The organism is Vibrio sp. Isolate32 (genome assembly GCF_022397955.1).
Classification (GTDB): domain Bacteria; phylum Pseudomonadota; class Gammaproteobacteria; order Enterobacterales; family Vibrionaceae; genus Vibrio.
Window position 1 is genome coordinate 21,508 of the sequence record NZ_JAKEUQ010000013.1, and the last position, 18,503, is coordinate 40,010.

The 18,503-nt window shown below is 45.8% G+C and carries 14 protein-coding genes; 6 read left to right on the forward strand and 8 right to left on the reverse strand.

Going from position 1 to position 18,503, the window contains the following annotated elements; all coding sequences use genetic code 11:
- Positions 1–165: 165 nt before the first annotated feature.
- The 6 genes from L1D11_RS11685 (at position 166) to L1D11_RS11710 (ending at position 6,592) form a co-directional block, all read left to right on the forward strand.
- Positions 166–534 (forward strand): YacL family protein, encoded by a 369-nt coding sequence (locus L1D11_RS11685; RefSeq protein WP_239833505.1) that lies wholly within the window; start codon positions 166–168, stop codon positions 532–534.
- A 224-nt stretch (positions 535–758) separates the two neighbouring features.
- A complete protein-coding gene (gene glnK / locus L1D11_RS11690) occupies positions 759–1,097 on the forward strand; it encodes a P-II family nitrogen regulator (RefSeq protein WP_004738200.1) in 339 nt (112 codons plus the stop codon).
- A 27-nt stretch (positions 1,098–1,124) separates the two neighbouring features.
- Positions 1,125–2,354 (forward strand): ammonium transporter, encoded by a 1,230-nt coding sequence (locus L1D11_RS11695; RefSeq protein WP_004738202.1) that lies wholly within the window; start codon positions 1,125–1,127, stop codon positions 2,352–2,354.
- 322 nt (positions 2,355–2,676) lie between these two features.
- Entirely contained in the window at positions 2,677–3,690 is a 1,014-nt protein-coding gene (locus tag L1D11_RS11700; protein ID WP_239832583.1) for a Fe(3+) ABC transporter substrate-binding protein, read from the forward strand.
- A gap of 248 nt (positions 3,691–3,938) precedes the next feature.
- Positions 3,939–5,564: an iron ABC transporter permease gene (locus L1D11_RS11705; protein WP_239832584.1), complete on the forward strand. Its 1,626-nt coding sequence runs from the start codon at positions 3,939–3,941 to the stop codon at positions 5,562–5,564.
- Positions 5,564–6,592 (forward strand): ABC transporter ATP-binding protein, encoded by a 1,029-nt coding sequence (locus tag L1D11_RS11710; protein WP_239832585.1) that lies wholly within the window; start codon positions 5,564–5,566, stop codon positions 6,590–6,592. The genes L1D11_RS11705 and L1D11_RS11710 overlap by 1 nt, the downstream gene beginning before the upstream one ends.
- 143 nt (positions 6,593–6,735) lie before the next feature.
- Here the strand turns inward: L1D11_RS11710 and L1D11_RS11715 are convergent, their stop codons facing one another.
- From L1D11_RS11715 to L1D11_RS11750, 8 genes are all read right to left on the reverse strand, one after another.
- Positions 6,736–8,148, reverse strand: a complete 1,413-nt coding sequence (locus tag L1D11_RS11715) for a phosphoglucomutase/phosphomannomutase family protein (protein ID WP_239832586.1) — start codon at positions 8,146–8,148, stop codon at positions 6,736–6,738.
- 72 nt (positions 8,149–8,220) lie between these two features.
- The gene (locus L1D11_RS11720; protein ID WP_239832587.1) at positions 8,221–10,626 is read right to left on the reverse strand and encodes a N,N'-diacetylchitobiose phosphorylase; all 2,406 of its coding nucleotides are present in this window, start codon (positions 10,624–10,626) and stop codon (positions 8,221–8,223) included.
- Between the two features lie 126 nt (positions 10,627–10,752).
- Positions 10,753–12,687, reverse strand: coding sequence for a family 20 glycosylhydrolase (locus L1D11_RS11725; RefSeq protein ID WP_239832588.1), 1,935 nt, complete (start codon positions 12,685–12,687; stop codon positions 10,753–10,755).
- A 12-nt stretch (positions 12,688–12,699) separates the two neighbouring features.
- On the reverse strand, positions 12,700–13,584 hold the full coding sequence (locus L1D11_RS11730; RefSeq protein WP_239832590.1) for an N-acetylglucosamine kinase: 885 nt from the start codon (positions 13,582–13,584) through the stop codon (positions 12,700–12,702).
- Positions 13,585–13,586: 2 nt separating this feature from the next.
- Positions 13,587–15,308 (reverse strand): glycoside hydrolase family 9 protein, encoded by a 1,722-nt coding sequence (locus L1D11_RS11735; protein ID WP_239832593.1) that lies wholly within the window; start codon positions 15,306–15,308, stop codon positions 13,587–13,589.
- A gap of 98 nt (positions 15,309–15,406) precedes the next feature.
- Complete coding sequence (locus L1D11_RS11740) at positions 15,407–16,402, reverse strand: ABC transporter ATP-binding protein (protein WP_105025506.1); 996 nt, start codon at positions 16,400–16,402, stop codon at positions 15,407–15,409.
- A gap of 88 nt (positions 16,403–16,490) precedes the next feature.
- Positions 16,491–17,474, reverse strand: a complete 984-nt coding sequence (locus L1D11_RS11745) for an ABC transporter ATP-binding protein (protein WP_008222182.1) — start codon at positions 17,472–17,474, stop codon at positions 16,491–16,493.
- A gap of 2 nt (positions 17,475–17,476) precedes the next feature.
- Complete coding sequence (locus L1D11_RS11750; protein ID WP_239832595.1) at positions 17,477–18,502, reverse strand: ABC transporter permease; 1,026 nt, start codon at positions 18,500–18,502, stop codon at positions 17,477–17,479.
- Position 18,503 lies beyond the last annotated feature (1 nt).

Here is an 18,503-nt window from a genome sequence, read left to right on the forward strand (position 1 = left end):
CTGCCACTCCAACTATTTAGAGGAACCCAAATGATAGAGCGTCTACTTCGGTAGGCGTTTTTTATGCCTGAATGTTAGGTAACGAGCGACTCGATCTATTGATCACTTCGCTATATACTCTCGCCTCATTTTTAACCCTGTTTGCAGTTACTGCGTGGAGCCACTATGGAATTCGAATTTACAAGAAACACTCTAATGGGTGAGTACTACGTGAAATGCAGCATGGGACACGAGATCGTTGGCCGCTGGTTACAAGAAGAGATCGGTAAAGATAAGCAGAAACTGGATCATGTGATGGCGCTTATCGAGCAATCAAGACAGGATCAGAGCAACGAAGTGACGTTACTTGGTAAAGAGATCAGCCTAGCGATCAATGAAGATGAAGTAACGATTCAAGAAAACGTATTGGGTCATGATCAAGAGATGCAAGAGGGCAGCGAGTTCGACTTCTACAATTGTGAGAGCCAAGCAAGTTGTGGAATTGACGACTTCGAGCTGCTAATCGAGCATTGGATTGAGTTTCTAGGTTACTAACCGTTGTTGTAAAAGAGCTTCGAACTCAGTTGCCCAAAACTGGAGCAATAATAGAGTCACGCATTAAGATAGTGAAAAGGTCGCACCAAATTGGTGCGACCTTTTTTGTTATCAGTACCTTATTATCTTCATATTATTAAAAATCAATAAGTTAACTTTTTGGCACACTACTTGGATTGTAATAAGAGAATTAACGGAATTAGTGAAGAATTTAAGGAACGAATATGAAACTAATAAATGCCATTGTTAAGCCATTCAAATTAGATGACGTACGTGAAGCGCTATCTGATGTGGGTATTGAAGGTATGACGGTCTCTGAAGTGAAGGGCTTTGGTCGTCAGAAAGGACACACTGAATTATACCGTGGTGCAGAATACCAAGTCGACTTCCTGCCAAAAGTGAAGCTAGAGATTGCGACTCAAGCTGAAAACGTTGACCGAGTTGTTGAAGCGATCAGTCAAGCGGCACACACAGGCAAAATCGGTGACGGTAAGATTTTTGTGTATGACCTAAGCCAAGCCGTGCGAATCCGTACTGGTGAAATGGATGCAGAAGCACTTTAAAGAATTACAAGGACTGGAGACTTTAATATGGAACTTACAACAACAGTAACGGAACTACGTTACGCACTAGACACTTTTTTCTTCCTCATTTCAGGTGCGTTGGTAATGTGGATGGCAGCAGGCTTCGCAATGTTAGAAGCAGGCCTAGTTCGTTCAAAGAACACCACAGAGATTTTAACTAAGAACATCTGCTTGTACGCGATTGCATGTACTGCGTTCTTAGTCGTTGGTTACAACATTATGTATGTCGATAACGGCGAAGGCGGTTGGTTACCATCATTCGGTACTCTGATTGGTACTCAAGGTGAAGGTGCAGACCACTCTTTAGAATCAGACTTCTTCTTCCAGGTAGTATTCGTTGCAACCGCAATGTCTGTGGTATCTGGTGCAGTAGCTGAGCGTATGAAGCTTTGGTCATTCCTAATCTTCTCTGTAGTTCTAACAGCATTTATCTACCCAATGGAAGGTTACTGGACTTGGGGCGGTGGTTTCCTATCAGAAGCAGGCTTCAGTGATTTCGCAGGCTCAGGTATCGTACACATGGCGGGTGCAGCAGCAGCGTTAGCAGGTGTTCTACTACTTGGTGCTCGTAAAGGTAAATACGGTAAAAACGGTGAAATCTACCCAATTCCTGGTTCAAACATGCCACTTGCTACACTAGGTACATTCATCCTTTGGTTTGGTTGGTTCGGTTTCAACGGTGGCTCTCAACTGATGGTTTCAGATTTCGAGAACGCAACAGCAGTGGGTCAAATCTTCCTTAACACCAACGCAGCAGCAGCAGCGGGTGCAATCGCAGCACTACTAGTATGTAAGACAACTTGGGGTAAAGCGGACCTAACGATGATTCTTAACGGTGCGTTGGCTGGCCTAGTAGCAATCACTGCAGACCCTCTATCACCATCACCTCTGTTTGCAGTGGCAATCGGTTCAGTATCTGGTGCACTAGTGGTGTTCAGCATCATTGCTCTAGACAAAGCTAAGATTGATGATCCAGTAGGTGCTATTTCAGTTCACGGTGTGTGTGGTTTCTTCGGCCTAATGGCTGTGCCACTAAGCAATACTGATGCAACATTTGGCGCACAGCTATTCGGCGCAGCAGTTATCTTTGCTTGGGTATTTGGTGCGAGTCTAGCGGTATGGGCTGTACTTAAAGCGACAATCGGTATTCGTGTAAGTGAAGACGAAGAGCTAGAAGGTATGGACATGCATGACTGTGGTGTAGGTGCTTACCCTGAGTTTGTATCTGTAAAATAACGTCGCTATTGGATTGTTTAGGTGATAAGAAACATACTCAAATAGAACGAAATTAAATTTAAACGAACAAACCCCACATCCAAATGGTTGTGGGGTTTCTTTGTTTGTATGGACGCGCCGTAAAGGCGTTATGAAGAAGGTATTTGGTATAACAATATTAAAAATAATGACAATGTTTACAGAAATAAATTGTTACAAAAGTGAGGGTTTGAAGGGGCTAAGCGGGCTATTTTTTTGTCAGACGTCATTGTAATTATGTTACTGATGAATATAATAATGCAACTGATAAATATTATCATTTCTATGCAAAAAGGATTGAATCATGAAAAAACTGCTAACTCTTTCAGCTATTGCGTGCAGCACTATCGCACCAGCAGCAATGGCTGCAGAAGAAGTAAACGTATACTCTTACCGTCAACCTTTCCTTGTTGAGCCAATGTTCGATGAGTTCACTAAAGAGACGGGTATTGAGGTAAATGTTAAGTTTGCTAAGAAAGGTTTAGCAGAGAAGCTAGCTCAAGAGGGCGAATACAGCCCTGCAGACGTGGTATTAACTGTTGATATCAGCCGTCTATCTGAGCTAACTGAAAAAGGTTTAGTTCAAGCGGTAAACAGCGACGTTCTAGAAAAGAACATCCCTGCTCAATACCAAGATACAGACAACGAGTGGTTTGCTCTAACAACTCGTACTCGTAGCGTTTACTCTTCACGTGATCGCGTTGGTCGTTTAGGTGAAGACTTCACATATGCAGACCTAGCTAAGCCTGAATTCAAAGGCAAAATCTGTACTCGTAGCGGTAAGCACCCATACAACGTTTCTCTAGTATCTTCTATGATTGCCCATAAAGGTGAAGCAGAAACTAAAGAGTGGCTAGAAGGCGTTAAAGCAAACCTAGCTCGTAAACCTCAAGGTAACGACCGTGCACAAGTTAAAGCTATCAAAGAAGGTCTATGTGACGTTTCTCTTGGTAACAGCTACTACCTAGGTAAGATGATTAACGATAAAGAGCAAAAAGCTTGGGCTGACGCTGTTTACATCAACTTCCCTAACCAAGAGACGACTGGTACTCACGTAAACATCTCTGGTATGGCAATGGCTAAGTACTCTCCAAACAAAGAGAATGCAGTTAAGCTAATGGAATTCCTATCTGGTAACACAGCACAAGGCATGTACGCAGAAGTAAACTACGAATACCCAGTTAAAGCTGACGTTAAACCTTCTGAGCTAGTTGCTTCTTGGGGGGAATTCAAAGCAGATACAATTTCTCTAGACGAAATCGCAGATCACCACGAAGCTGCAATCAAGCTTCTAGACGAAGTTAAATTCGACCTGTAATTATTAATATAGGCTTCGGCCAATATTAGATTTAACAACCTCAAGTTGCCATTTTCGGTACTTGAGGTTGTTTTGTTTTTAGTTAAGTCACTTTTTGAAACAAAGCTCTTGATGGAACTAGAGAGTTATTAGCTCAGATCCTTGAAGTCATTACCGTATATGGGTATAAATAACCCCCACCACTAAAAGGGCATGAGATGCATTTGCAACTGCATTTGTGTTTCATTAAGCCTCGTTGTAATTAGGCGATGAAAGAAAAGAATTATTTATGGAACACCAGTAGTGGTTTGATAGCTTTACTACTGGTTTTTCCGGTCTTAGCGATATTCACCACCGCTGTAGGTGAAACAAATGAACTGTTTTCTCATTTGATGTCCACAGTGATGCCGACTTACGCTTATAACACGGTTGTTTTGGTGATCGGAACCATGTTCCTATCGCTATTATTTGGTATCCCTTCTGCTTGGATCATGGCGATGTGTCGCCTGCCGGGTGAGAAGGTGTTGCAGTGGGCATTAGTTTTGCCACTAGCAATGCCGGCTTATATTGTTGGATATATCTTTACAGATTGGTTTGACTTCGCCGGCCCGGTGCAGATTCTGCTTCGCGACCTAACCGGCTGGGGGGCAGGGGAATATTGGTTCCCGGATATTAGAACCTTGTCTGGCGCAATTACGGTTTTGTCGCTTGTTCTATACCCTTATGTATACCTGTTGTGCCGTGCTGCATTCATGGAGCAGAATGTCTCTCTACTTCAATCCGCTAGATTATTGAAATGCTCACCTTGGGAAAGCTTCCGCCGCATCTCTTTGCCGCTTGTGCGCCCATCAATTGCTGTCGGTTTATCGCTTGTTGCCATGGAAACCATCGGTGACTTCGGCACGGTCAGCTACTTTGCTGTGAGCACCTTAACCACTGCGGTTTATGATACCTGGTTAGGTTACTCAAGCTTGACCGCGGCAGCGAAAATATCGGCAATCATGTTGGTTATCGTGATTCTATTGTTAAGCTCGGAGCGATACAGTCGACGCAAACAAAAGCTATTTCAAAATCAATTCAGTAGCCGAGAAGATTTCCGTTATCAGCTGAAAGGCTGGAAAAAGTGGTTAGCACTGTTCTGGTGTTGGGGACTAGTTTGTATCGCTTTCTTATTCCCGCTCGGTCAACTGCTTATCTACGCATACAAGTACTTCGCTCAAAGCTGGACTGCTGAGTTTAGAGAGTACGCGATGAACAGTTTAAATGTCTCTGTTCTTGCCGCTGTGATTGGTGTGCTGGTAGCACTGATTGTTAACTTCAACCAACGAGTGAATCCTGGCAAGAGTAACCTTGCTTACATGCGTCTCTCTTCTATGGGCTACGCGGTACCAGGAACGGTGCTTGCTATCGGTGTTATGGTTCCGGTTCTGTTTATGGACCACTTGGTGAACGATATTGCCAAAGCGATGGAGTGGGGGCATCCAGGACTTATCTTCTCTGGTTCAATGTTCGCACTGATTTTTGCCATGGTGGTGCGTTTCTCGGCTGTCGCAATCGGCAGTATCGAAAGCAGCCTGAGCAAGGTTTCTCCATCATTGGATATGGCCTCGAAAACCATGGGTTGTAACACCAACAAGATGTTGCGCCGAGTGCATCTGCCTCTGATCAAGCGTGGTGCTTTGATTGCGGGACTATTGGTTTTTATTGAATCAATGAAAGAGTTGAATGCAGCGCTGTTGTTGCGTCCTTTTAACTTTGAAACCCTAGCAACCTATGTTTACAACTATGCCTCAGATGAGCATCTAGAGCTGGCTGCGATGCCTGCTGTGTTACTTGTACTCGTGGGGCTAATCCCGTTGATCATCGTCAACCGTTCTTTGGAGCAAAAAAACTAATGAGCTGTGCATTATCTATTAAAGATCTGACTTGTAAGTATGAGTCTCAAACGGTTCTCGAGTCGCTTTCTCTTGAAGTTGAACATGGCGAGATCGTATGTCTACTTGGCGCTAGTGGCTGTGGTAAAACAACCTTACTAAAAGCGATTGCAGGGTTACTGCCTTTGAGTCATGGGGTAATGAATTTGAACTGTCAGACTATTGATGATGGTAAGAATTGGTTACCACCAGAGCAACGTAACATCGGCATGATCTTCCAAGACTATGCGCTATTTCCGCACCTTACTGTAAATCAGAATGTAGTATTCGGCTTGCGTGATATGTCTGATCAAGACAAGAAAGCAAAAGTGAAAGAGATGCTAGAGCTAGTTCACCTTGATCAATATGGTGAGCGTTATCCTCATCAGTTGTCTGGTGGACAGCAGCAACGTGTCGCTATTGCTCGCTCTTTGGCTTATAAGCCTGATCTACTGCTACTTGATGAACCATTCTCGAACATTGATACCCAAGTTCGTCACGAGTTGATTTCTCAAATCCGCAAGATCTTTAAGAAGCAGGGCGTGACTGCTATTTTTGTTACTCACAGTCGTGAAGAAGCGTTTGCCTTTGCGGATAAAATGGCCGTAATGAACCATGGTGTGATTGAACAATATGGCTCAGCATCTGAGTTGTACTTCCACCCATCAAGCAAGTTTGTGGCTGATTTCTTAGGTGGTGGTAGTTACTTAAATGCTCAGCGTATTTCAGATAATGAATTCGAAACCAGCTTAGGCTTAGTGGAAGCAAAAGCGCAAACGGAAATTGATGTTGGCTCTGAGTGTGCACTGTTACTACGACCTCAACACATTGTCGCGAGCCACGATACAGAGAGTAACTTGTCGGTATTGGAGCAGCAATTTATGGGCGACCATTGTCGTTATGTGATTGAAGCTAATGGTCAAAAGCTACTGGCGACCTCGTCGGAAGCACTAGAAGTTGGTATGCCAGTAACCGTGAAAGTAGATACTAAAGGTGTGTTGGCATTTTAATTTGGCTTAGTTGCTGAGCTGAAAACTCGGCATAAAAAAGCCCAGCACTTTCACCAAAGTACTGGGTAAGAGTTCTTCACCTATAGGCTTTAACAAGGCAGTGATTTGTTAAGTCCCATCCAAAACTGCTGCACTCTATAAGCCTATAGAGAGAGGAAGTCTTTCACTTTTTGAAGAACACGTTCTGCTGTCTCTTTATCTTCCATTTCAGCGAAGATTCGCAGTAAAGGCTCTGTTCCAGAGAAACGAGCAATAACCCAGCCGCCATTCTTAAAGTACACCTTGGCACCATCTTCATAGCTGACTTTTTCAATCTCATACTCAAACTCAGGCAGCTGCTTCTCTACGTAGATCTTGGTGTAGAGCGCTTCTTTTTCTGAAGGTTTGAACTTGCAATCGCCTTCTGCTGTGTAGGCATAGCCATATTTCGAGTAGATCTCATCAAGCAATTCAGACAATTTCTTACCCGTTACACTGATCATCTCAACCAGTAGGCTAGATGCGAAGACACCATCTTTACCCTTGATGTGGCCACGAATGGTTAAACCACCGGAACTTTCACCACCAATCAGAGAGTCGTCGGCTTCCATCTGCGAGCTGATATGCTTAAAGCCTACTGGAACCTCAAAGCTCTTTTCACCATGATCGGCTGCCACTTTATCGAGTAGATGGGTGGTTGCGATATTACGAACTACCGATCCTTTCCAGCCCTTGTATTCCAACAAGTAGTAGTAAAGCAGCAGTAGTACTTCGTTAGGGTGAATGAAGCTACCTTTCTCATCGATAATACCTAAGCGGTCTGCATCGCCATCGGTACCAATACCAATGTCATACCCTTCAGCGGCAACTAAGTGCTTCAAGCGATAGAGCGTAGCTGCGCTTGGTGATGGCATTAATCCACCAAAATCTGGGTTTTTACCATCGTTGATCACGTCGACATCACAACGGCCATTGATAAGAACCGTTTGTAGAGCGTTCTTCGCTACACCAAACATAGGGTCAATCAGTACGCGCAAGTTTGCTTTCTTGATTGACTCGATATCGATGAAGTTAATGATCGAATCAACAAAGTCGTTCATTGGGTTGATGATCTCGATCTCTTTGTCGTTCAACGCTTGTTCGAAGTCGACACGGATAACGTCTTCGTTGGTTAGAGTTGCGATCTGCTGTTCGATCTTCTCTGTGATGATCTCATCAGCATCACGACCACCTTCAATAAACACCTTGATGCCGTTGTAATCCGCTGGGTTGTGAGAAGCGGTAATACATGCCGAGTAGGTGCAGCCCATCTCTTTTGCTTGGAACATGACGATAGGGGTTGGAACAAACTTATCGATGAAGCTGACTTTGATGTTGTTAGCGGCTAATACTTCAGCAAACCAACATGCAGCTTTATCGGAAAGGAAGCGACGGTCATAACCGATCACAAATCCGTTTTTAGCTGCATTTTCATTGTTGATGATGTTTGCCAGCGCTTGTGCCACAAGGCGAACGTTCTCTCTGGTGAACTCTTCACCAATGAAAGCGCGCCAGCCACCTGTACCAAATTTAATCATTAGAAAATCCTTTTAGTCTCTTGCCTCAAACCCAATAGGTTTGGGGCAAGAGTGGTTCGTTAAGTTGCGTGACTAGCCTAGAACAACGACAACATCGTTCACGCTGCCTTCTGCTTGAACTGGGATTGCGCCTTCTACAGACTCACCGTTGATAGTGATAGAGGCAACCCCTTTGCTTACTGCATTCGGGTTCTGTACTGTGATGTTGTATGTCGCACCACGCCATTGACGAGTCACTTCAAACTCTGGCCAATCTGTTGGGATACAAGGATCTACGGTTAAGCCTTCAAAGCCAGTACGAACGCCAAGAATGAAGTTGGTTACCGCAAAGTAAGCCCAACCAGAGGTACCGGTTAACCATGGGTGGTTTGCGCGGCCGTGGTCTTGGTGGTCTTTGCCCATGATGAACTGCACGTACGAGTATGGTTCTGCGTAACGTGTTTCAATCATGTCGTTTTGGTTGTATGGGTTAAGTGCATCGTAGAATTTCATCGCACGGTCACCACGGCCAAGCTTCGCTTCTGCTACCCAAGCCCATGGGTTCGGGTGAGAGAAGATAGCGCCATTCTCTTTTACGCCTTGGTAAACGCGAGTGACGAAACCAATGTCATCGTTTGGTGTCGCGAATGATGGAGAGTTTAGGTGCAGGCCGTATTCAGAGAATAGGTTCTCATCGACTGCATCCATCGCTTTCTCACCACGCTCTTGAGAAACCGCACCAGATAGTACTGCTAGTGTGTTTGACTCAAGGTGTACCCGACCTTCTGCTTGTTGAGCAGTACCGATCTTGTCGCCATTTTTGGTTAGACCACGAATGTACCAACCGCCTTCATCATCCCAAAGGTGTGTTTCACATGCTTCACGAACGTTCGCTGCCATTTCTGTGTATTTCGCAACGTCAGCATCGTTATTACGGAACTTAGCAAGGTCTAAGAACTCTTGTAGTGCCCAGAAGTGAAGGAATGAAACCATTGACGACTCACCACCACCTAGGTTCAAGCAGTCGTTCCAGTCAGCTCGTAGACCTTTACAGATACCTGTTTGACCAACGTATTCTGCAGAGAAGTTCAGTGCCGCTTTCATGTGTTCGTAGACAGTTGCTTCTCCGCCGTCTGCGTAAGGAATCACTTCATCAAAGAACTCATGTTCACCGGTTTCCATCACGTATTTGATGATGGTCGGAACGATCCATAGATGATCATCAGAGCAAGTATCTTCAATGCCGTGGATCTTGTCGTCGTCTGATGGAGTCGGAACTACCGTTGGTGATTTCGAAGGCTTAACATCCGCTTTCTCTGGATCAAACCAGTCTGGATCGAATAGGTGTAGACCGTAGCCCGCTTTAACTTGGCCGCGTAGTAGGTCGACGATACGTTTACGAGTCATTGCTGGGTTAGCGTGAGGTACTGAGATAGCGTCCTGCGCGGTATCACGGTAGCCAAGACCAGTACGACCGCCCACTTCAATGAATGATGCAAAGCGCGACCACACCACACAAGTTTCTGCTTGGTATAGTGTCCAAGTGTTGATCATGGTGTCCAAGCCTTCGTTTGGAGACTTAACTTGGAACTTGTTGCAACGCTCGTCCCAGTGATCTTTGATGCCTTGGAACGCAGCATCTACGTTTGCAGTGTCTTGGTACTTCTCACGTAGGCGCTCACCGTTGCCTTTGCCGATACCTAGTACGTAAGCAAAGCGAACTTCTTCACCCGGTTGAATGGTGAATTGCTTATGCAGAGAGCCACAGTGGTTGTAACAGGTTTGAGCGCTGTTCGAACATTTACCGTTTTCAACCGCAATTGGGTTCGCTTCATCGCGGTACATGCCAAGGAAGTTGTCACGCTGACCGTCGTAGCTGTCTGGTGAGAAGGTTGACGCTAAGTAGTAGAAGCCTTCAAAGTCATTAGTGTTGTAGTACAGATCGTATTCCAACACACCTTCTTGGTAAGACGTGCCCGCAGAGTACAGAGACATCTGGTGGTTTTGGTTGTCTGATTGAATGTGGCTGAACGAGAACTCTACAAATGAGAATGTGCTGATAGTACGTGGCTTATCAGTGTTGTTCTTTAGTACAACGTCCCAAACTTCTGCATCTTCGCCCTTAGGTACGAATAACGTTTTGGTTGCGGTAATACCGCTGTATTCACATTTGAACTTTGAGTATGACAAGCCGTGACGAACTTCGTAGTTTGCTTCATCTAGGCTCTTTGCCACTGGCTGCCAAGAGATAGACCAGTAGTCACCAGTTTCATCATCACGCAGGTAAACATAGTGTCCTGGGCGGTCAAAGGTGCCGTTCGGACGGAATTTAGTAACACGGTTGTATTCCGGAGAATTGTAGAACGAGTAACCGCCCGCATTGTGCGAAATTACAGTACAAAACTTTTCAGTACCTAGGTAGTTAGTCCAAGGTGCTGGTACATCAGGGCGAGTGATGACGTATTCGCGATTGTCGTTATCGAAATAGCCGTATTTCATTGTCATTTCCTTTTTAACAAACTGCATCTATGCAGCTAATTTTTAAATAGTGATGCTGAGTTTTATTGGACTGAGCACCTTAATTTGAGTCAGCAATCACTCGGTGGGAGTGTGCTGTGGTTTGTTTTATTCAGCTTTCCAAGGGTTGCGGTAATCAACATTGAGTCTGTCGAGTAGCGGCAAGTGACCCTTCAGGCGAGATAGGTAATCTAGCCAGTTTCGGTTGTTTTTATGTGTCCAACATCCTTCAGCTAAAGCGCTAATTCTTGGGAATACCATGTAATCCATGCGCTTTTGGTTGGTGACGATCTCACACCATAGAGCACACTGAATTCCGCGGATCCGCTTACGAATTGGGTCGGTGTCGGATATCTCAGCAAGCGCTTCGTAGGTATAAGCTTGTTCTAATGGGATAACGGCAGCCCAATCTACGCCCGGCTCTTCCGGTGCATAATCTTGGGTCATGTCGAGATAAGTAAATTGTGCGGGTTGCAGAACCACATCAAAGCCTTGGCGAGCACAGTTCACGGCGGCTTCTTCGCTGAGCCAAGAGTAGATGATGGTCTCTTTACTCACCTTGTCGCCGTGTTGTGCTTCTTCCCAGCCCACCATGCGTTTGCCTAGCTGCTTAAGTTTGTTCTCGGCATAGCGGAATAGGTGGCCTTGTAGGTCTTTGCTGTCTTGGTATTGATGTTCTTTCATCAGTGCTTGAGCTGCAGGACTGTTGGTCCACACTCCCGGTGGCACTTCGTCTGCGCCCATGTGAATTAATTCACTCGGGAAGAGTTTTGCTACTTCTTCAATAACGATATCTAAGAACTGATAAGTACCCGATAAGCCTGGGTTTAGTACATTGTCGTTGTAGTGCTGAATGCTCTTGTATTGAGTGGTGTCCGCTTGCTCGACCAACATGTCAGGCAGTGATTTGATCGCGGCGCGGCAGTGTCCCGGGATATCGATCTCAGGGATCACAGTGATGCTGCGTTGCTCTGCGTATTCAATAACTTCGCGAATCTGTTGTTGTGTGTAGAAGCCGCCATAATTCTCTGCAATGTGGGTGTATTGCGGTTCTAATGCGTGGTCAGGACCACGCCAAGCTCCAATTTCTGTTAGCTGAGGTAGTCGCTTAATCTCGATTCTCCAACCTTCATCATCGGTTAGGTGCCAATGAAAAACGTTGAATTTGTAGTGCGCCAGTTGGTTGATTAATCGCTTCACTTGCTCCACAGAGTGGAAGTGACGTGCGCAATCCAACATCATGCCGCGGTATTTGAAACGAGGTTGATCGGCGATTTTGCAACATGGCACAAAGAAGTGTTCTGCATCTTGTTGTTGAACCAATTGGATTAAGCTGGCAACGGCATGCGTGAAGCCTGATTGACTACCTGATTCTACGACTACTTGCTGGGCTGTGATCTTTAGCTTGTACTTGGCTTCATCTAAAGTCGGGTTGCTGCGAAATACAATGTCTCCGCTAGCTTCTGGTGATAGTTCTGTTGAAACCGTTAGCTCAAACGTAGTCAGTAATTCTTGTTGTAGCCAAACATTGGCTTTCTCGGCAAGGTGAGACTGAACTTCAACTTTGCACGCTTTGTTCAGTGCGAAGCTGCCTTGTTTCAGCTCGAATTGATTCGGTTGGGGGATCAGTGCCACCGCTGCCGCATCTACTTCTGGGATTTGGCTGCGTTCACGATATGGTGAAGCTAGCACTATTGGTGATATTGCTACTGGCAGTACCGAAGTTTCGCCTTGGTTATGCGTTTGGATAAAGGCGTCGTTGAGACCATCAGAATAGAAACGGAATGGGGCGCTTTGAATACTGAATTCTAGGTAATAATGGTTGTTCGCCTTTAGCACGGTGGTACTTGGCTGGTAAGAACAAAAGCTTCCTACCTGAGTTAATTCGCCTTGCGACAGACTCTCTGGAAGGATGAATCGGTCAAACGCAAAGTGGAGTGACCAATCTGTAACGTCAAGATCACTTAAGTTATGTACCGTAAGGCCAAATCGGCAGTTATTTTTTTGTTCAGAAAGAACAGCTAAGTCGATGCGATAATTCATATAACTTCCCTGCTAAGCCTGTTGATACAAGTTGTGTTGTGGTTTTCCGGCAAACATCAATGCGCCTTCGATAGCGTCAAATTGAGGTTCAACGATCCATTGTTGTACTGGTGGTGATAGCCAGTTGAGAATGCGCTCTGCGATACTTCCCATTAGGCACACCTTGTCTGCACCTTTGCGATGCAGTGCTAGTACAAACATTTCGATATCAGCGGCGGTTTGCTTGAGCATCTCAATCGCGAGCTCATCGCCTTCGTTAGCCAGTTGAAAAATCACTGGTGAGAATTGACCGTAGTCTTTTGGAATAGCGCCTTTTGACCATTCGACGATGGCATCAACATCATTGCTAAAGTGGTTCATTACGTGTTGAGTCAGTGGTGTCTTGTTGCGAATGCCATCTTCTGCCAGTAGGACTTGTTGAATCAAACGAAGGCCCATCACTGCGCCACCACCTTGGTCGGAAATTGGAAACTCACGGCCACCAACGACATGTTGCTCACCATCTTGTAGGTAGATGCCGCATGAGCCTGTTCCACCTATCATGATGGCACCGTTTTGGCCATTGTGAGCACCAATGCAAGCGCCGTAAGCGTCTGTGTTGAGCGTCATGCTGGCGAAAGGGTGCGGTTGTACCATGAAGTCGAACCATGCTGACTTTTGCTCAGCACCTGCCAGCGCTAGGCCGACATGCATATTTGAAAAATGACTTGAATCGAGTTGCCCTTGCTGTGCCGCTTGAGTAATGGCATCGACAATTGAGCTCATCGCCACATCAACACCCAAAAGGATGTTAGCGCTTCCACTTTTCGCTTCACCAATGAGTGTGCCTTGGTCATCGCGAATACGAGCACGACAAGAGGTGCCGCCGCCATCAATACCTACGTAATAAAGCGTCATGATTATTGCTCCTTACGTTGTGCTAGGTAATTGAATTGCGCAGCGGTTGCCAATAGGAACCATGCACCGTGAGGGATCCATTGTTCGCCCCAGCGCCAGTTTTGAAGCATGTCATCTTTTTGTGCTGGTGGATTGAACGCAATGTCTTGATCATCTTCAAAGCCAGCGGTAATGCCGTTACAGATACCGCCTTTGGCATTGAAAAAACCAAGCTGAGGTAAGTAGTCAGGGTTGTTATGACCGTGACCATCAAGCATGCACATATGGTAAGGGTTGAGGCCCAAGATCCAGTCGAGGCTGTTCTGTGAAAGCTGGATCAAACGTTCTTGCAAATCACGATCTTTAATATGGGGCTGAACGAGGTAAGCCATGGTCGCTATAGAACCAAGGCGAGCGTTTTCGCCTTGCCACCAGTAGCCGGTTTCGTTCTTCTGAGCGACGAAGAATGCATCGCGCTTCTCACCATCCACATTCTTAACGTACTGTCTTGGGTAGCCAAATGGGTTGGTGACTTTATCTGTGATTTTGATTTCGAATTGACATGCTTGTTCAACAACGGTGCGAGCTTGTTCTTTCAGTTCTGCGTCAGTTTCATTATTGATGTATTCGCACAGGGCTATCACTGGTAACCCAGCTTCCGCAGCGTGGAAGTATGGACGAGAGCCATCAGCATTAGCTGACCAGAAGTGCTCAAATGAATCATCAGATTGCTGGCGAGTGCTTAATCTCTTAGCCCAAGTTCTAGCTTCTGAAAGGTATTGTTCGTCTTGTGTTACTCGGTAAAGCTCGTTGGCTGCGAGTAGGGCGCAATACTCATCGATGATGTTCTCTTCACCATTGTTTAGGTACTGCAAGTTGTATTCTTTTAGGTGCCAGTAACCTTTGGTCGCAGTATCAAGATAGGTTTGGCTTGAGTAGCTACCCGATATGTCTAGTTCAGACGCTGCGGCAAGTGCTGCAATTGCCACACCTGCTCCTTGTCGGTAGCCGGCTTGCAAGTCTGTTGATTTATGACCTTCTTGAGTGGAGTACGCGCAGATGTCGCGTTGGTTGATATCTTTGCTCCACTTGTCGAATACAGTCATGTAGAAGTAGCCGGCCGCGTCTTGCATACGTACTAAGAAATCAGCACCGAATAGCGCTTCTTCCGTTAGTCGTGTCATAGAGAATTTAGGGAAGTCTGGGTTGTTGCTGGTTAAGCGCACGCTTTTAAGCATGTTCCAAACTACCATTGGAATCTGTTGTGGGTTTAGGTAATTGCCATACGACAAGTGGCTAAAATACTTACTCATATCGCCTGATGCGTCGTACCAACCACCATGCACATCAACGTATCGGTCGGTGCCAAGAATTTGGGCTTGGCGATCTTTTTTATCAAAAATGCCGCCACAACGTTGAGACTTAAAGTAGTGAAGCACATCAGAAAATGTGTGGTTCATTAGCAGGTTATTACCAATCTCAAACACTTCTGAACGAAGGTTGTCAAAGCGCAGGTAGTAACGACCGCTCTCTGTGAATGAGCTGAAATCGATCGTGAAGAATTGCCCTTGATGCCAGTTTGCTACGCGACCCTGTTTTACAACGTCGAAGTTACCTACGGTAATATGGTTGTCGGCACACACGAGCAATACAGTGGAGCTTGATAAACGCGCTTTCTTAGTCTGTAGAATAGCTTGCTTAGGAGCCGAAGGTTCGTAGCCAATATGGTTGGTCAATAACAGCATCAATATTCTCCAAAGGTCCTAGTTTCTTGTGGCTAGGTACCTGAATTGTTTTGGATATAAGTAGTTAGGGCCCGCAGACCCTAACTCAGTCTTAATGTTTAGCTTTCGTGTAGGTAACAGCGAACGAAGTGGTTCTCTGCTAATTGAGTCACGCCCGGAAGTTGTTCTTTACACTTGTCCATGGCGTGAGTACAACGACCAGCAAATGGACAGCCGACAGATGCTGGCGTCCAAAGCGGGATTTCACCTTTGTTGCCGGCCAGTTGGTCATGGATTGATTTCTTTGGGTCTGGAACTGCTGAAACCAATAGTTGTGTGTAAGGGTGCTGAGGGTTAGCGATAACGTCATCGGTATCGCCCCATTCAACCATGTGACCAACGTACATTACTGATAGGTCTTCAGCGATGTAACGCGCGGTTGCGATATCGTGGGTGATGTAAAGCAGAGACATTTGCTTCTCAAACTTCATCTCTTCCATCAAGTTCAGAACGCCGGCACGAATCGAAACGTCGAGCATTGATGTTGGCTCATCGGCAAGAACGACTTCTGCACCTACTGCGATGTTGCGTGCAAGGTTTACACGCTGACGTTGGCCACCAGACAGTTGGTGTGGATACTTTTTCGCTGTCTCTTTTGGTGGGATTAGGCCGACTTGTTCTAAAAGATCGTATACACGCTCTTCTAGCTCTCTCTTGTTGCCTGGAGTCACCTTCTTGTGAATCAACAGTGGTCGAGCGATATGGTGGAAGATGTTATGTGTTGGGTTTAGAGAACCAAACGGGTCTTGCCATACCATTTGCACACCTTCACGGTACTGCATTAGGTCTTTACGGCTTGAGATATCTTGAATATCACGGCCTTTGTATTCAATGGTACCGCCCGAAGGTGCGTACATTTTTGCGATCATTTTTGCTGTGGTTGATTTGCCTGAACCAGACTCACCAACTACGGCTAGGCCGCGGCTTTTGTACATCTTGAATGACACGTCGTTAATCGCACGCATCATTGGGGTTTGAATAGTGGTACTGCTTATTGGGAAGTCTTTTACGACGTTCTTACCTTCTACCAATAATTGACCGAAATCTTTGCTCATAATTGTCTCCAGAATCCTTATTCGCTTTGCTTGCTTTTTGGCGGACAAAGCCGCCTTATTTGTTATTCACGCTGAATCAGCGTGCAAGCTATAGCTTTCTTTGTACTATTGGGTCACCGTACAGGTGGCAGTTCGACAAGTGTCCCGGCTCGATAGAGCGCAGCTTGGTTGGCACCTTAGTACAGGTTTCGTGTACACGGTCACAACGAGCTTGGAAGCGACACCCTTCAGGGATCTCTAATAAGTTCAGAGGGTTGCCTGGAATACCGGTTAGTTTTGTCTTTGGCCCAGTTAGTGGAGGGAAAGAACTACCTAGCCCTTTGGTGTAAGGGTGGTAAGGGTTTTCTAGAATATCTTGTGAGTTAGCGACTTCGATCAGTTCACCTGAGTACATGATGCCGATGCGGTCAGAGAACTCGACCATCAACGACAAGTCGTGGGTGATGAACAGAATCGAGAAACCAAACTCTTCTTTTAGCGCATAGATCTTTTGTAGGATTTCGCGTTGTACAACCACATCGAGTGCTGTTGTTGGCTCATCCATGATGATCAGTTTTGGATTCAGTGCTAACGCGATAGCAATAACTAGGCGTTGACGCATACCACCAGAGAATTGGTGAGGGTAGTCACTCAAACGGCTAGGGTGGATATCTACGATTTCCAGCAGGCCTTCTGCGCGCTTTTTAGCTTGCTCACGAGTCATGTTAGTGTGACGCATGATTACGTCACAAAACTGCTCTTCCATTGGTAATACTGGGTTGAGTGCGTTCATCGCACTCTGGAATACCATCGACATCTCACTCCAACGGAACGCTTGCATACGGTCATCACTGTATTCAAGAATGTTTTCACCATTGAAGATAACCTCACCACCACTGATGTAAGCGGGCGGCTTATGAAGACGCATTAGCGAGAAAGCAACGGTTGATTTACCACAACCCGATTCACCGGCTAGACCAAATACTTCACCAGGTGCGATATCGAAGCTAACGTTGTTACACGCACGCACATCACCTGACTCTGTGATGTAATCCACGCATAAGTTGCGGATAGAAATTAGTGGTTCAGACATGATTATTTATCTCCGCTCCAAAGTACATTTTGTGGTGGTTGTTCTGGTTCGCGTTCTTGTTTGTCTTGAGCTGCAAGCTTCTTCCAACGCTTCATACCTTTGTGAGAGCGCAGTTGTGGGTTGGCAATCTCATCGACAGCGAAGTTAAGTAGTGCAAGGCCAGTTACCAATAGTGTCAGTGCGATACAAGGAGCCAACAGTTCCCACCAAGCGCCAATCAACATTGATGAAGAGGTTTGAACGTTGTAAAGCATGATGCCCCAGCTGATTGTGTTCGGGTCACCAAGACCTAGGAACGAGATAGTTGCTTCCATCATGATTGCGTACATTACTGACCCGATGAAACTTGCACCTACGATAGAGATAAGGTTTGGCAGAATCTCTACGAAGATGATACGGAATGAAGATTCACCCAATACTTCTGCTGCTTTAACGAACTCTTTTTCACGTAGTGCAAGAGTTTGGGAGCGAACAACACGAGCGCCCCAAGCCCAGGACATAAAGCCGATAACCAAGGTTATTGTGAGTGGCCCTGCCTCACCGATGAAAGCTGCTACTACGAAAAGTAATGGGTATTGAGGGATAACCAGCATGATGTTCATCGCAGCGGTTAGTACGTCATCGACACGACCACCGAAGTAACCTGCCGAAACACCGATAACTGTTGCTAGTAGACATACAGTTAGACCAGCACCGAAGCCTACTGCCAGTGATACGCGTGCGCCGTATACCACTTGTGACCAAACATCACGGCCCATACGAGTCGTACCTAAAACGTGGTCAGCCTTTTTAGACATGATCAACGTGCGACGGTCGTCTGCAAGGTTTTGTGCCACCCAGCCGTTCGGGCTAGTTTGTGCCGACTTAACAACAAAGCCAGGGTATTCGTGTGGGTTACCTGTACGCTTGTCTGGTGCATGTTTGGTGATCAGTGGAGCTGCAAGAGCGCCAAGAACAAAGATGCTTAGGATGATGACGCCTGTTAGGGCCATCGGGTTACGCCAAATGAGTTTTAGAAAGTCTTTCATG